At 41.5% G+C, this 15,306-nt stretch carries 13 protein-coding genes and 2 pseudogenes; all 15 read left to right on the plus strand.

Features of this window, described 5'->3' with window-relative positions; genetic code table 11:
* Window positions 1-499 precede the first annotated feature (499 nt).
* Window positions 500-2,722 carry a YSIRK-type signal peptide-containing protein gene (locus HT671_RS05680; RefSeq protein ID WP_138703323.1) on the plus strand — a complete coding sequence of 741 codons (2,223 nt, stop codon included), beginning with the start codon at window positions 500-502 and terminating at the stop codon, window positions 2,720-2,722.
* A 778-nt stretch (window positions 2,723-3,500) separates the two neighbouring features.
* On the plus strand, window positions 3,501-3,632 hold the full coding sequence (locus HT671_RS11930; protein WP_275689784.1) for a hypothetical protein: 132 nt from the start codon (window positions 3,501-3,503) through the stop codon (window positions 3,630-3,632).
* Window positions 3,629-4,240, plus strand: coding sequence for a hypothetical protein (locus tag HT671_RS05700; protein ID WP_138703321.1), 612 nt, complete (start codon window positions 3,629-3,631; stop codon window positions 4,238-4,240). The genes HT671_RS11930 and HT671_RS05700 overlap by 4 nt, the downstream gene beginning before the upstream one ends.
* A 247-nt stretch (window positions 4,241-4,487) precedes the next feature.
* Entirely contained in the window at window positions 4,488-4,946 is a 459-nt protein-coding gene (locus HT671_RS05705; protein WP_031222784.1) for a DUF4231 domain-containing protein, read from the plus strand.
* 12 nt (window positions 4,947-4,958) lie between these two features.
* Window positions 4,959-5,567 (plus strand): hypothetical protein, encoded by a 609-nt coding sequence (locus tag HT671_RS05710; protein WP_138703320.1) that lies wholly within the window; start codon window positions 4,959-4,961, stop codon window positions 5,565-5,567.
* Window positions 5,560-5,970, plus strand: coding sequence for a hypothetical protein (locus HT671_RS05715; RefSeq protein WP_138703319.1), 411 nt, complete (start codon window positions 5,560-5,562; stop codon window positions 5,968-5,970). Before HT671_RS05710 ends, HT671_RS05715 begins: the two co-directional genes overlap by 8 nt.
* Window positions 5,971-5,980: 10 nt before the next feature.
* Window positions 5,981-7,396 carry a cholesterol-dependent cytolysin pneumolysin gene (ply, locus tag HT671_RS05720; RefSeq protein WP_138703318.1) on the plus strand — a complete coding sequence of 472 codons (1,416 nt, stop codon included), beginning with the start codon at window positions 5,981-5,983 and terminating at the stop codon, window positions 7,394-7,396.
* 694 nt (window positions 7,397-8,090) lie between these two features.
* Entirely contained in the window at window positions 8,091-8,807 is a 717-nt protein-coding gene (locus HT671_RS05725) for a YebC/PmpR family DNA-binding transcriptional regulator (RefSeq protein ID WP_000532877.1), read from the plus strand.
* Window positions 8,808-8,983: 176 nt separating this feature from the next.
* Window positions 8,984-9,454 carry a MarR family winged helix-turn-helix transcriptional regulator gene (locus HT671_RS05730; RefSeq protein WP_000360544.1) on the plus strand — a complete coding sequence of 157 codons (471 nt, stop codon included), beginning with the start codon at window positions 8,984-8,986 and terminating at the stop codon, window positions 9,452-9,454.
* Window positions 9,429-11,197 (plus strand): annotated as a pseudogene (locus HT671_RS05735) (ABC transporter ATP-binding protein). The gene HT671_RS05730 and the pseudogene HT671_RS05735 overlap by 26 nt, the downstream one beginning before the upstream one ends.
* Window positions 11,187-12,944: an ABC transporter ATP-binding protein gene (locus HT671_RS05740; RefSeq protein ID WP_101514396.1), complete on the plus strand. Its 1,758-nt coding sequence runs from the start codon at window positions 11,187-11,189 to the stop codon at window positions 12,942-12,944. The pseudogene HT671_RS05735 and the gene HT671_RS05740 overlap by 11 nt, the downstream one beginning before the upstream one ends.
* A gap of 98 nt (window positions 12,945-13,042) precedes the next feature.
* Window positions 13,043-13,546: a phosphatase PAP2 family protein gene (locus HT671_RS05745; RefSeq protein ID WP_165778265.1), complete on the plus strand. Its 504-nt coding sequence runs from the start codon at window positions 13,043-13,045 to the stop codon at window positions 13,544-13,546.
* 113 nt (window positions 13,547-13,659) lie between these two features.
* Window positions 13,660-14,106: a LytTR family DNA-binding domain-containing protein gene (locus tag HT671_RS05750; protein ID WP_000776606.1), complete on the plus strand. Its 447-nt coding sequence runs from the start codon at window positions 13,660-13,662 to the stop codon at window positions 14,104-14,106.
* A gap of 4 nt (window positions 14,107-14,110) precedes the next feature.
* Window positions 14,111-14,785, plus strand: a complete 675-nt coding sequence (locus HT671_RS05755) for a hypothetical protein (protein ID WP_000725723.1) — start codon at window positions 14,111-14,113, stop codon at window positions 14,783-14,785.
* 225 nt (window positions 14,786-15,010) lie between these two features.
* A pseudogene (locus HT671_RS05760) lies at window positions 15,011-15,226 on the plus strand (N-acetylmuramoyl-L-alanine amidase family protein); the annotation flags it as partial.
* Window positions 15,227-15,306 lie beyond the last annotated feature (80 nt).

The following is a 15,306-nucleotide window of genomic DNA, read 5'->3' on the forward strand; positions in this document are numbered from 1 at the left end:
GTCAACGTCGCCTTGTCGTAGGTATCTTACTGACCAAGCTAGTGATGGACTTAGAATAGGTGATTTGGAGCGTCCTAGCGGCTAGGAAATGCTGATCATAGTCCTTTGATGAGGATAGGGTGTAACACTCGACTGTTGACCTAATTGATAGGAAGAGAATTACTATAAAATACTCAGCCTTCTATCATATATTTCGAAATGTTTGTGTAATCAAAATGTAATAATATTGTAACATTGGCACAGAGGATGTTGAGCATATATAAATGTAGTATAACTATTGTATCTTTGTTAAAAAATAGGTTGTATCAAAAGGCTTTACACATCTGTGCATATATATATAATGTCGCTTTTTTCTTGCATTTCCTGACTCTATACTATCAGCGGTGGGGTTGATTTGTATGTCAGAAGTGTTACTATATAATTGATATATTATCGTCTGTCGGCTTTTTGCGCGCTTTCTAAGCTCGGAGAAACCCTCAGGCGAGGAAAGGATTCACTTATGTTCAAGAAAAAGAATGATGGTAATGGAGAGAAAATTTTCCGTTATTCCATCCGTAAATACCATTTTGGGGCTGCTAGCGTTGCGGTTGCGGCTCTGATGTTCTTTGCAAATGGGGTGCAAGCGCAGGCACCTGCGGTATCTTCGGCAACAGCCAGTGATGTAGTTGCTGGATCTGCTGGAAATTCAGATGGGGAAGAGTCAGAGAAGGTCTCTCAGACTGAACCGTCGGCTGAGCTCCAGTCTACAAGGGAGTCAAACTCTCCAGAGACTAAAGCCGAGGACGCTAGTAAGGGGCAGGAAACAGCTGACCTTGCTCCTACCAAACCAGAGGCAAAACCAGCTGCTCAAGAAACTTCTCAATCAGAGAGAGTAAAAGAGCAAGACCAGGCTATATCTGCCGCTGATACGACAGTGGCAAAAAGTACCCAAGGCAATCTGCAAGCTTTGTTGGAAAAACTAACTCTTAGCTCCATGAAAGCGCTTCACGATGAAGTGGAAGCAGGTCTAGCAGCAGCTAAGGCTGTCTTAGAAAATCCAAAAGCGACGCAAGCGCAAGTTGATGAGCAAGTAAGAGCTATGGAAGAGCTGACGAGCCGTGTCAATCAAGCCTTGGAGCCATCGCTACCAAAATTGACAGACTTGGGTGAAGCAAGTTCGACAAATAATAAGCTTGTCGAACCAAACGGAACTGCAACTGAGCAAGCAACTGGTGGAAAGCGTCGTAAAAGAGGGGGAACAATCGAGCCTGGAGCAGTTGCGAACCAAGTTAGTCCAACTGATGGAGGAAAGGAAGCAGCACCTGAAGCCAACTCTCAATCTACTCCACGAGAACTCCCAACCTACACTAATACGACAGAAGGTGAAAACGGCGTCTATGGACTAAAAGATGAATTAGAGTCTATTGTCAAACGACTTAAAGAAAATCAAGCGTCGGAAGATAAAATCCAAGCAGCAAAAGCAGCAGCTGATAAGTTCAATGAAGCTTTTTCTAAGGGTGATACCATCAGCCAAGAAGATTTTGCCGCTGCCCTAGTCGACCTGAAAAAATCCCGAGACCTCATCGAAGGAGTGCTGGAAGAAAAATATGGTGAGGAAACTACAGCTGGAGGAGTAACTCCTCAACCACGTGATGGTGGCTACTCTGACTTTCGTAGTTCGAGAGTTACAAGAGCTGCAAGAGCTGGCGAAAACTACTCTGAAGCCTTTAGAACAGCTCAAGAAAGTTATTTTGAGAAATCAGGTGATAGGGGAAATTCTCCTTATGATAAGTATACCTATGTTTTCTATTCAAATAGAAAATATAGAGATAACTCAACGAAGCTGGTATCAGAGGCTGAAAAATATATTAAAGCTACAGTAACATCAACGGAAGATGGATTTCATTGGGATATTGAAATTAATAATCAGCACAGGAGATTACCGGGGAATACACAAGTTTGGTTTACTGTTCCTTCGGGTCAAGAATTTAAACACAATTCGGATGCTTTTAGCATAACAGAAAAAAGTGGAGGAACTACAACTAGATCTCCAAATACTAGTAGTATTTTAGAACTACTTAGAGACTCAAGAGCGCAATTTGGTAGGGTTACTAAAGGGACTACGACGTCTACTGGCGTTAATAATAGATTCACATTGAATCCAATGCCGTCTGGAAGTCTAAACGATTTGGCAAGGAGGGGACCTAGAGGAACCAATCCTTATGAGAGACGAGCTGAAAGCCGAGAAAATCAAAAGGTTTCAGATGGAAAGTTTGACATTATCAATTCAAGTAGAGGAGAGTTATACTATTTTGAATTGCCCAATAGTGACAGAAAATATAGATTGTCATTTAATACCGTGGGAAATAATGATGTTAAAAAACTGGTATATGCTTTTGGATTAAGAGGCAGAGAGGGGGCCGAATTATTTCTTGCAAACCAATGGCATGCCAGAACATATGCCGAGGCAAAAGGTGATGCTAAGGATGAAATAGAGAAAGCGAGACAACGTAAAAATGATAGCCTTGGTAAGAATGGAAGCCTTTCGTCTGTAGAGCGAGATGGTGCTACTGCAATAGTTAATACCTATGCACGTCAAGCTACACGCGATATTGAAAATGCCGACAGCCTTATTAAGGTGGATGATGCCTTGCACAAGGGGTTGGAAAATATTAACGGCGTGAACCCGATAGGGAAAGATTTGCCAAAAGAAGCTATCAAACAAGCCGCAAATACTAAATGAGGTGAGATAGACAAACAAGCAGGCTTAACAGATGAAGAAAAAGCTACAGCTAAGCGAACAGTAACAGAGAAAGAAACAACAGCAGTCTCAAACGTAGATACAGCAACAACAAATACAGCGGTAGATACAGCCAAAACTACAGGAGTTACTGAAATTAATAACGTTACAGCCACAGGAACTAAAAAACCTGAAGCAAAAGAAGCTATCAAACAAGCCGCAAATACTAAACGAGGTGAGATAGACAAACAAGCAGGCTTAACAGATGAAGAAAAAGCTACAGCTAAGCGAACAGTAACAGAGAAAGAAACAACAGCAATCTCAAACGTAGATACAGCAACAACAAATACAGCGGTAGATACAGCCAAAACTACAGGAGTTACTGAAATTAATAACGTTACAGCCACAGGAACTGCTAACACTCAAGCTAAGCAAGAACTACGCAGAAAAGCTGACGAGAAGAAAAACGCTCTAGCAGGAACTCCTCATATCACAAATGAAGAGAAGGAAGCCGCTAATCGTCAAGTAGAGGCAGCAGTTACAGCAGCGGAAGCTGAGATTGATAAAGCTAAGACACAAACTGATGTAGAGAATGCGAAGACTGCTGGTATTGCTGAAATCAATAAGGTCACAGCCACAGCAAGCGCCAACAATGGTGGCAACACCAACACCGGTGGTAACACCAACACCGGTGGTAACACTAACAATGGTGGTAACACTAATAACGGTGGCAACACTAATAACGGTGGCAATACTAACACCGGTGGCAACACCAACAATGGTGGCAACACTAACAATGGTGGTAACACTAACAACGGTGGTAACACCAACACCGGTGGTAACACCAACACCGATGGTAACACTAACAATGGTGGTAACACTAACAACGATGGCAACACTAACACCAGTGTGACACCACCAACCCGTAACCGGAGAAGTGTAACCTTTGCTGGTGGCACTCAATCGAGTCAAGAGAAACAGGTTGATAAATCCGTCTTAAGAGATTTGATTCAAGACTTGGAAACTCGTTTGAAAGACTTGGATGGTATTGATCAATCTGTCATCGACGCTGCGAAGGTCATTCTCGGAGAAGGTCAAGAAGCCCTTAGAAATGCTGACTTGACAGAGGCAGGCTTGAAAGAGATGACTGCCAAGGTCAAAGAAGCTCTCGAATCCTTGAAAGGCAAGCAAACGACTAAGGATGAAGAAACGAAAGAAACAAGCAAAGAGCAAGGTCATCTTCCATACGGTACCATGATTGCTAGCCTGCTCGCCCTTCTTGGTCTCCTTCTCTTCCTCATCGCTCGTCGCAAGAAAGAGTCAGAACTCAAGAAATTGACCAAGGAATTGACTAAGGTTCTGCAAGAAAGCGACCTTACAAGTGTAGATGTTAAAGTCCTCGACCAAGCACGAGAAGCTCTCACTCAAGCGGTTGCCTTCCTAGCGAAGGAGAAAGAGTCTGACCACACAGAAGAGGAGTTGATTGAGAAACTCAAAGCTATTCTTGCTCAGTTAAGATAAGCAATGCTTAGATGAGTCGGAAACTAGCTAGAATAGTGATTGATAGAATGTTGGAAAAACTCAATTTGAGGTGAACATTCAGAAAATCTTTCTTTTTGTCTATCCTCTTTGGGCTATTTTTCCCTTATTTCATAAACATTTCATATTTGGATTTTATAATAAGATATAGCTTTCCAGTTTTTACTATACTTTGATATTCAAATATGTTATACTATGATTATCAAAGTAAATGAAAGGGGTTAGGAACATGACGCCAGAAGAAATGTACCTGACAGATCGATTGGATGTACAGATAGCTCATTTTTTAAAGAAAAGTGTTCAACATCGTAGACGCTATAAGGTATTAAAAATAACAGAAATCGTGGCAGGTTTTCTCATAGCTGTCTTTTGTGCTATTCCTATGCCAGGTGATCGCTACCGTTTGATTTCGGTTGCCTTGTCCAGTTTAGGCTTGCTGTGTGAGGGGATTCTCAATTTGTATAATGCCAAGGAACACTGGATTTCTTACCAAAAAACTGCGCAACTCCTGGAGAGAGAAAAATTCCTCTATCAATGTCAAACAGAGAAGTATGCAGGAAAAACCAAGGCTTTTGCCCTATTTGTCAAGACATGCGAAGGTCTTATCTCAGAGGAAATCAACCAGTGGGAAAGTATCCAGTCAAAAGAAGTGGCAGCTAGTGCAGATGCTCCAGAGAAAAAAGAGTAGGAGGTGGAGGAAATGTCTCAATCCAGCTACCTATTGCCCTTGCTCTGGTTAAAAAAAGAAGCCGATAAGGAAAAGATGAGCGCGACTCAGTGCCAGATATTTTTCTTTTATTATCAACTATTTGAACTCTTATTTGCTAGAGAAAGCGACTTGGGAGACTTATGTCTGGGAAGGCAAGGTTTTTATTTCTCGCAGTTAGAGAAAGATTTGCTTTCTGGAGTTTCCCAATTTCTAAAAAATTTGGAGGGAAAAGGGACTCTCAAGGCTAATCAAGAAGTATCAGCTCGCAAAGCCCTTTTTCTAGCCTTGACAACTAGCCAATCAGATTGGCAGGAGTTAGCTCCTGTTTTTGATTTTTATCAGACTATCGGGAGGCTTGAACATCCTTCTCTCTTGAGTTCTCAGGACAGACAAGATCTGATGTGGATTTACCAGTCAGCTTTGGAGAAGGATTATAGTGTCAAGGTAATTGGCGACAAGCATTTTGTATTGAAGAGACAAGATGCTACTAAATTGACAACGCGCCAAACTCAAACTTTGGAAGCACTGAGTCAATCAGAAGACTTGGTCAATCCTGTCTATGTTACATTAGGAGAAAAGGGGGTGCTCTTGCTTGATTAAGAGAGGAGATGTTGTAGCTCTTTATTTGCCTTTTCCAAGTATTAGTAGCGATTTGGCTGTGAAGAATCATATGTATATCTGTATTGACAACAGCATGACTAAAAACAAAGAGTTGGTTAAAAATCAGACCTTCAAACCAGCTCTCTTGACCAGACGTTTGGTCAAGAACTTTATGATAGAAGATCCGGATTTAGCTCGTAATCCTTTTACAAGACCAACCTTGATTGACTTAGATAAGGTATTTATGTTAGATAATACGGTCATTCCGACTTCTTATCTAGCCAGACGGCGACGCAATGTCTCAGAAGAATTATACGAGGAAGTTTTGGATCACTTAGTCCAACCACGGCTGATTTCGCTGAACAAGTCTGAGTTTATGCAACTCAATCCAGGAACTTATTAGGAGGTAGAAGATGACAAATAAAGCAGTAAATGACTTTATACTAGCTATGGATTACGATAAAAAGAAACTCTTGACCCATCAGGGAGAGAGTATTGAAAATCGTTTCATCAAAGAGGGGAATCAGTTACCCGATGAGTTTGTTGTTATCGAAAGAAAGAAGCGGAGCTTGTCGACAAACACAAGTGATATTTCTGTGACAGCTACCAACGATAGTCGCCTCTATCCTGGAGCACTTCTCGTAGTGGATGAGACCTTGTTAGAGAATAATCCCACTCTTCTTGCGGTCGATCGTGCTCCGATGACTTATAGTATTGATTTGCCTGGTTTGGCAAGTAGTGATAGCTTTCTCCAAGTAGAAGATCCCAGCAATTCAAGTGTTCGCGGAGCGGTAAACGATTTGTTGGCCAAGTGGCATCAAGATTATGGTCAGGCCAATAATGTCCCAGCTAGAATGCAGTATGAAAAAATCACGGCTCACAGCATGGAACAACTCAAGGTCAAGTTTGGTTCTGACTTTGAAAAGACAGGGAATTCTCTTGATATTGATTTTAACTCTGTCCATTCGGGCGAAAAGCAGATTCAGATTGTTAATTTTAAGCAGATTTATTATACAGTCAGCGTAGATGCTGTTAAAAATCCAGGAGATGTGTTTCAAGATACTGTAACGGTAGAGGATTTGAGGCAGAGAGGAATTTCTGCAGAGCGTCCTTTGGTCTATATTTCGAGTGTTGCTTACGGGCGTCAGGTCTATCTCAAGTTGGAGACTACGAGTAAGAGTGATGAAGTAGAGGCTGCTTTTGAAGCTTTGATAAAAGGAGTCAAGGTGGCTCCTCAGACAGAGTGGAAGCAGATTTTAGACAATACAGAAGTGAAGGCAGTTATTTTAGGGGGCGACCCGAGTTCGGGTGCCCGAGTTGTAACAGGCAAGGTGGATATGGTAGAGGACTTGATTCAAGAAGGCAGTCGCTTTACAGCCGATCATCCAGGTTTGCCGATTTCTTATACAACTTCTTTTTTACGGGACAATGTAGTTGCGACTTTTCAAAACAGTACAGATTATGTTGAGACTAAGGTGACAGCCTACAGAAACGGTGATTTACTGCTGGATCATAGCGGTGCCTATGTTGCCCAATATTACATTACTTGGGATGAATTATCCTATGATTATCAAGGTAAGGAAGTCTTGACTCCTAAGGCTTGGAACAGAAATGGCCAGGATTTGACGGCTCATTTTACCACTAGTATTCCTTTGAAAGGGAATGTTCGCAATCTCTCTGTCAAAATTAGAGAGTGTACTGGGCTTGCCTGGGAATGGTGGCGTACGGTTTATGAAAAAACCGATTTGCCACTAGTGCGTAAGCGGACGATTTCTATTTGGGGAACGACTCTTTATCCTCAGGTAGAGGATAAGGTAGAAAATGATTAGGCTCGTGATGTTAAAATGAGTCTATCAAACAGGGTCTGTAAGAAAAAGTAAAAAGGGTAGTGAAACTCCTTGCTATACAGGGAATTAGCTACCTTTTGCTTGTTTTAGAAGTGCCGTTGTACTAGTCTAACTTCAGTATCATGTGAAATCAAAAAGAGCATACATTTCTGTTTCAGGAACACATAAATTACACTCTTCGAAAATCTCTTCAAACTACGTCAGCCCTATCTGCAACCTCAAAACAGTGTTTTGAGCAACCTGTGGCTAGTTTTCGAGTTTGCTCTTTGATTTTCATTGAGTAATAGATGTTTGGTTAGAAATTCTTCTATTGATTTCTTAGAATACAATAGCGCCTATAAGAACTGTTGAATTTCAAAGTATTTACTTGAACTATGATATGTCTGGAGTAGACTGTCAATAAAAGGTGCAGTATGATTGTTTTTGTCGATTATATCTACAAACTCTAAACAGTAGTTTGAGCGGACTTTGTCAAACTTGGTAGAAACTTTCTATTTTCAGATAATGGTCTAGTTTGTTTTTTGAATGTTGATAAGGATGGAAAGGCAAGACCATCTTGGCAACAAAAGTGCTATCCTAGTTGGATTTACTGAATAAAATCCATTTCCTCTAGTGAAAATCGAAAAAACTTGTGTTATAATAAGAAAGATTAAAATGTGAAAAAAGGAGATTCCTAATGGGACGTAAATGGGCCAATATCGTAGCCAAGAAAACGGCTAAAGATGGAGCTAACTCTAAAGTATATGCAAAATTTGGTGTAGAAATCTATGTAGCAGCTAAAAAAGGTGATCCAGATCCAGAATCAAACTCAGCTTTGAAATTCGTTATCGACCGTGCTAAACAAGCCCAAGTGCCAAAACACGTTATTGATAAAGCGATTGATAAAGCAAAAGGAAACACAGACGAAACCTTTACAGAAGGACGTTACGAAGGTTTTGGACCAAATGGTTCTATGTTGATCGTGGATACTTTGACTTCAAATGTCAACCGTACAGCGGCTAATGTCCGTGCAGCTTTTGGTAAAAACGGAGGAAACATGGGCGCTTCAGGTTCGGTTTCATACCTCTTTGACAACAAGGGAGTTATCGTATTTGCAGGTGAAGATGCCGATGCAGTCTTTGAGCAATTGCTTGAAGCAGATGTGGATGTGGATGATGTAGAAGCAGAAGAAGGTACAATCACAGTTTACACAGCTCCAACTGACCTTCACAAGGCTATCGTTGCCCTTCGTGAGTCAGGTATCGAAGAATTCCAAGTGACTGAATTGGAAATGATTCCTCAGTCAGAAGTGGAATTGTCAGGCGATGACCTTGAAACCTTTGAAAAACTTTACAGCGTTCTTGAAGACGACGAAGACGTACAAAAAATCTACACAAACGTAGACGGGTTCTAAATTAACCTAGCAAACATGATCCTAAGTGAAAAAATCACTTGGGATTTTTTAAATCAAAAAAATAGTTCTCTAGGAAACTTTTTCTTGACATCTCTTTTCAAAGTGGTAAAATAGTTCTCACGGAAACTTATTTAGTTCCTAGGGGAACTAAATGTGATAGTTAGAAAGGAGTTTGTATGGACAAACCGATGTTAGTCTTTAAGCGTTTTGGTCATCAGATTCACCTCATGGTGCAAAAGGAAGCCAAACGTTGTGGTATTGAATTTATGGGTGGGCCTCAAGGTCAGGTTGTACGTTTTTTGGATAATCGTGAGAAAAACCAAGACTTGGTCTTGATTAAAGATATCGAGCAGGAACTCAATATTACCAAGTCTGTTGCTAGTAATTTGGTCAAGCGTATGGTGCAAAATGGTTTGGTGGAATTGGAGGAGAATCCCAGCGATAAGCGGGCTAAATTTGTTCGTCTGACGAACAAAGCACGTTCTCAGATGCAAGAGGTTAAGGCTTTTTTTGAACGCATAGACAAGCAGTTGATGGAAGACATTGATGAAGATGAATTACTGATTTTTGAGAAAGTTCTCGGTCAACTACAGGCAAATATCAAGGGAATAGGAGGAGAGAATGAAGAAATTAGCCAAACGAATTAGTAGAAAAGAATGGGGGATGATTTTACTAGCCATTCTCTTTACTTGCTTTTCGGTCTATCTGGAGTTGGAAGTGCCGACCTATATCTCGAAAATTACGGATTTGCTAGGTAGTCAAGGAACTAATTTAGATGAGTTGTGGCAGCCGGCGAGTATGATGGTGGGAATGTCCTTTCTTGCCTTCTTGTCCGTAGTTGCAGTTGGATTTTTTGCATCCCGAGTGGCGGCTTCTTATACTAGTAGGCTGAGAAGTGATATTTTAACCGAGTTTTGGATTACTCGCAGACAGAGATTAAGAAATTCTCTATTCCCAGTCTTTTAACTCGTACCACCAATGATATTACTCAGGTTCAGATGTTGATTACTATGGGCTTGCAAGTGGTTACGCGTGGTCCAATTATGGCTATTTGGGCTATCGGGAAGATTTTAGGTCATTCAGAATACTGGCTCTGGGCCGTACTTGTGGCAGTGATTGTCAACGTTTTAATGACAACAGTCTTGATGACGCTAGCCTTTCCGAAACAGTCCTTGATTCAAAGTCTGACTGATAAACTGAACAGTATCACTCGTGAGAGTTTAACAGGTATTCGTGTCGTTCGTGCCTATAATGCGGAGGATTACCAAAATGAAAAATTTGCAGCAGCAAATGATGAATTGACACGCTTGAATTTGTTTGTCAACCGTCTTATGGCCATTTTAAATCCCATCATGATGGGGATTTCAAGTGGTTTGAGTGTGGCGATTTACTGGATTGGGGCCTATGTAATCAACGATGCTGCTGCGACAGCGCGTCTGCCTCTCTTTAGTGACATGGTTGTTTTCATGTCTTATGCCATGCAGGTTGTCATGGGCTTCCTTCTCATGGGGGCGCTCTTCATCGTTCTTCCCCGAACCATGGTCTCTGCTAAGCGGATTAATCAAGTTTTAGATTTGCATTCTTCTATCCAAAACCCTGCTCAAGTGCAGCTGGCTGATGAAAACCTCAAAGGTCAGGTCGAATTTAAGGATGTGACCTTCCGCTATGCGGCAAATTCGGAGGCAGTTATCGAGCATGTTAGCTTTAAAGCAGAAACTGGCCAAACAGTGGCCTTTATTGGGTCAACAGGTTCTGGTAAATCAACTCTGGTCAATCTGATTCCACGTTTCTACGACGTGTCAGAAGGAGAAATTCTGGTGGACGGTGTCAATGTTCAAGACTATGACTTGAATGATTTGCGCAACAAGGTTGGTTATATTCCTCAGAAAGCGGTTCTCTTTTCAGGTGATGTTAAGGGCAATTTGGACTTTGGACAGAGTCAAGAAACACCACTTAGTGAGCAAGCTATGTGGCAAGCCTTGGAATTGGCCCAGTCTAAGAACTTTATCGAAGACAAGGAAGCGGGCTTAGCATCAGAAGTGGCCCAAGGAGGAACCAACTTCTCAGGTGGTCAAAGACAGCGTCTGGCCATTGCGCGTGCCTTGGCTCGGAAACCAGAAATCCTCATCTTTGATGACTCCTTCTCAGCCTTGGACTACAAGACAGACCGTGTCCTACGCCAAGAGTTAGCAGAGAAAACCAAGTCTATGACCAAGCTTATCGTCGCACAGCGTATTTCAACGATTATGGATGCTGATTTGATTTTGGTCTTGGATCAAGGAAAAGTCGTGGGACAAGGCACCCACAAGGAACTTCTAGCAAACAACGAAGTTTACCAAGAAATTGCCTATTCACAACTATCGAAGGAGGAATTGGAACATGGAAAATAAGAAAATGTCTCTCTGGAAACAGAGTAAACCCTATCTTGCAGGCCTCCAGTTTGCCCTTCTGATAGCCTTTCTAGCAACAATCGTATCCAATATCATTACTGTATATGGTCCAACCCGCATCAAGGAAATGACTAATATTATTGCCAGTGGTCTGGAAACAAGTGTGGATGTCGCGGCGGTTGCAGCCATTGGTAGTTTTTTGGTCGTCATCTATGTAATTAGGCTTCTATCAAATTATTTGCAGGCCTTTCTGTTTACTACAGTCATTCAACGTTTTTCAGAGCGTTTGAGAAGAGCTATTGCAGAGAAAATCAATAGCCTACCATTGGGATATTTTGATGGACACTCTCAAGGAGATACCTTGTCTCGTGTAACCAATGATGTTGACACTGCAGCCCAGTCCCTCAATCAAAGTCTGGGAACAGTTCTTTCATCTAGTTTATTGGTCGTGGCAGTCTTGGTAACCATGTTTGGGATGAACTGGATTTTAGCCTTGGTGACGGTTGTTTCAACCCTTGTTGGATTTGCATTTGTATCCATCTTTATGGGCAAATCACAGGGCTTCTTTAAGAGTCAGCAACAGGATTTGGCGGCTGTCAATGGCTATGTGGAGGAAATGTACTCTGGCCATAATGTGGTGACCAGTTACAATGCTATCGAGAGCACGAAAGAAGAATTTGCGAAATTAAACCATCGTCTGTATGACAGTATCTGGAAATCTCAGTTTATTTCAGGGATTATGATGCCGATTATGATGTTTATTGGGAACTTTAGCTATGCCTTGGTGATTATCGTTGGTGCGGCCTTGGCTCTGAATGGGCAGATTAGTATCGGGATTATCGTTGCCTTTATGGCCTATGTTCGTATCTTTTCTCAGCCTCTTTCACAAATCGCTCAGGGGATTAGTAGTCTTCAGCAGGCTAGTGCAGCCATGGGACGTGTCTTCGAATTCCTAGCTGAAGAGGAAATGGAAGACGAATCCCATAAAGAAAGGCAATTGAGCGATATGAAAGGTCAAGTAGTCTTTGATCGAGTCTCCTTTGGTTATACACCAGAGCGAACTATTATCCATGACTTTTCTGCGACAGCTCATGCAGGTCAAAAGGTTGCCATTGTCGGACCGACCGGAGCTGGTAAGACAACCATTGTCAATCTTTTGATGAAGTTCTATGAGATTGATAAGGGGAGTATCCGTATCGATGGTGTGGATACCAAGGATATGAAGCGTTCGGAAGTACATGATGCCTTTTCAATGGTCTTGCAGGATACTTGGCTCTTTGAAGGTACTATCCGAGATAATCTCATCTATAACCAAGAGGGGATTAGTGATGAGCGCGTGATTGAAGCCAGCAAGGCTGTAGGGATTCACCACTTTATTATGACCCTACCAGATGGTTACGATACCGTCTTGGATGATACAGTGACCTTGTCTGTCGGACAAAAACAACTCTTGACCATTGCTCGTGCTTTGCTGAAAGATGCGCCACTCTTGATTTTGGATGAGGCGACCTCTTCTGTTGATACACGGACGGAGGAGTTGATTCAGAAAGCCATGGATCATTTGATGGAAGGCAGAACGTCCTTTGTCATCGCCCACCGCTTGTCAACCATCCGTAATGCTGATTTGATTCTTGTTATGAAGGATGGTAATATCATCGAGCAAGGCAATCATGATGAGCTGATGGCGCAAGCTGGTTTCTACGCTGACCTCTACAACAGTCAATTTACAGAAGACGAAGCAGAATAATAAATCGAAAGAAGGCTTGACGGCCTTCTTTTTCTGCACTATACTAGAAGACAAGTGCTTCCCTATAAGCAAAATTTGAATAAGTGATGAGAAAATATATGAAAAATTATCAAGAATGGTATGACCACGTTGCTGGTAAGATTGAAAATAGACCTATCTTTCTGAGATTGTTAAGAACTTTCAATCGGTTCATGACGGTAGTTATGCCTATGATTTATCTAACCTTGTTAGCTACTACCTATCTCCAAGAAGGACTTGGGAAACAGGTCGGAATCTATTTGTTTATTCCTGCATCAGGTTTTGTGATTTTATCCTTTCTTCGTAAGAAAATCAATGCCTCTAGGCCTTATGAGGAATGGGATATTAAACCTTTGCTTGACAGAGATAGCCCTGGTCAGTCTATGCCCAGTCGTCATGTCTTTTCAGCAACCATTATCTCCATGGCTTGCTTACATGCTAGTTTATCTGTAGGGGTTATCTTGTTGGTCTTGTCAGCCCTCCTCGGTCTAGTGAGAGTCTTGGGTGGAGTGCATTTTCCCAAGGATGTAGTGGTTGGCTATATTTGTGCTCTTGTGTGGGGTGTGATTTTCTTTCTATGTTGACCTGTAAGTTAAGGTGGTCCTACAACCACTTACGGGTCTAAAGTAACCACTTGCTTTTTTGCTCTTGTTTTCTTATTTTAGCTTTGATATAGTAGAGTCAGAAAGGAGATGGAATGAAGTTACGAATCGAAATTGACAGCAATTTAGAGGAAACTGAAATTGTCATCAAGGCAGCGGCTTTGACAGATGAGATTGCGGATTTACAGCGGCTCTTGCAAGAGTCCAAGTCTCCTCGGTTGATTTTTTACAAGGGGACGGGCGAATATTATCTGGATTTGTCGGAAATTCTCTTCTTTGAGACGGAAGGTAGCAAGATTTACGCCCATACCCAGAAAGATGCCTACGAGGTTCGGCTTAAACTCTATGAGTTAGAGGCTATCCTTCCTCGCTATTTTAGTCGGGTATCCAAGTCGACTATTGCAAATATCCGTCAGGTTTACTCGGTGGACAAGTCCTTTTCAGGAACGGGCACCATTTCCTTTTATCAGACCCACAAGGAGGTTCATGTGTCACGGCATTACCAATCCCTCCTAAAAGAAAATCTAAGAAACATGAGGTAAGAACATGAAAAAGAAAGCATTTGGTATTGTGTTGCTAGTATTGGCAGCTTTAATATTAGTACAAGGAAATTTTGGAATCCCTTCTCTAGGAGGGCACATTTGGCCCTTGATTGGTATTACTTTTTTTGCCTACCAATCAGTTGGAGCTTTGTTGCGTCGCCACTTAACTTCAGCCTCTTTTACAGTTCTAGTAGCCTTAATGATTGCTAATCATTTTTATGACATCTTACCTATTCCAAATCAGTCATTGTTCTGGGCTAGTATTTTGATTGTAATGGGTGTCAGCGTACTCACTCATTCTAACAGAACTTGGAATGGGAAAAAATGGTGGTATGATGGTGAAAAAAACATTCTTGTAGATAAGGAAGTTGCTTTTGGGACTGGGACTTTCTACAAGCAAAACCAAGAATTGGTAGAAGACCAAGTAGAAGTTGGTTTTGGCAATGCCAAGATATATTATGACAATGCAGAGATTTTAGGAGATACCGCAACCCTGAAGGTGGAAGTTGGTTTTGGCAATGCAGTTATCTATGTTCCCCAACATTGGAGAGTTGATTTGAAGGTGGAAACTTTCTGTGGTGTAGCCAAGGCAGATGCCCCTCTAGCCCCAACCAGCAAAACCTTGATTATCCGTGGGGATGTGGCTTTTGGAAAGTTGGAGGTTGTCTACGTTAAATAAAAAAATCTTCACTTAAACCATCCAAAATAGACGTACTAAGAGTAGGAAATTGATGCCTTGCTCTGATTTCAGTTCTATGGTTGTTAGACTTTAAAAAATGAAATGTTGCCTTTAAAAGTTGTATATTTTTCGATGTTTTGACTCTTACGTTTGATGTATCTATGTCCTACAGCGTGGATGATGTAGTATCAAATGCTTTTAAAAAATGAATGATATTGGACAGTTTTTTTGGCCTCTAATTGCTCAGGAGCCATGAAAGCAAGCACTTGGGTTTATGACAAGGGAGAATGGTATTATGTAAGTTCTTATGTTGCCATGCTAGCGAATGATTGGGTTAAAGACAATGGTAAGTGGTATTATCTAGCTTCATCAGGTAAGATGCTTCGCAATACCTACACACCTGATGGTTATTACGTTGGCAACTTAGGTGCCTGGCAATAAGAATAATACCCTTCGAAAATCTCTTCAAACCACGTCAGCTTCATCCACAACCTCAAAACACTGTTTTGAGCTGACTTCGT

Source organism: Streptococcus sp. 2741 (assembly GCF_013276315.1).
GTDB lineage: Bacteria > Bacillota > Bacilli > Lactobacillales > Streptococcaceae > Streptococcus > Streptococcus pseudopneumoniae.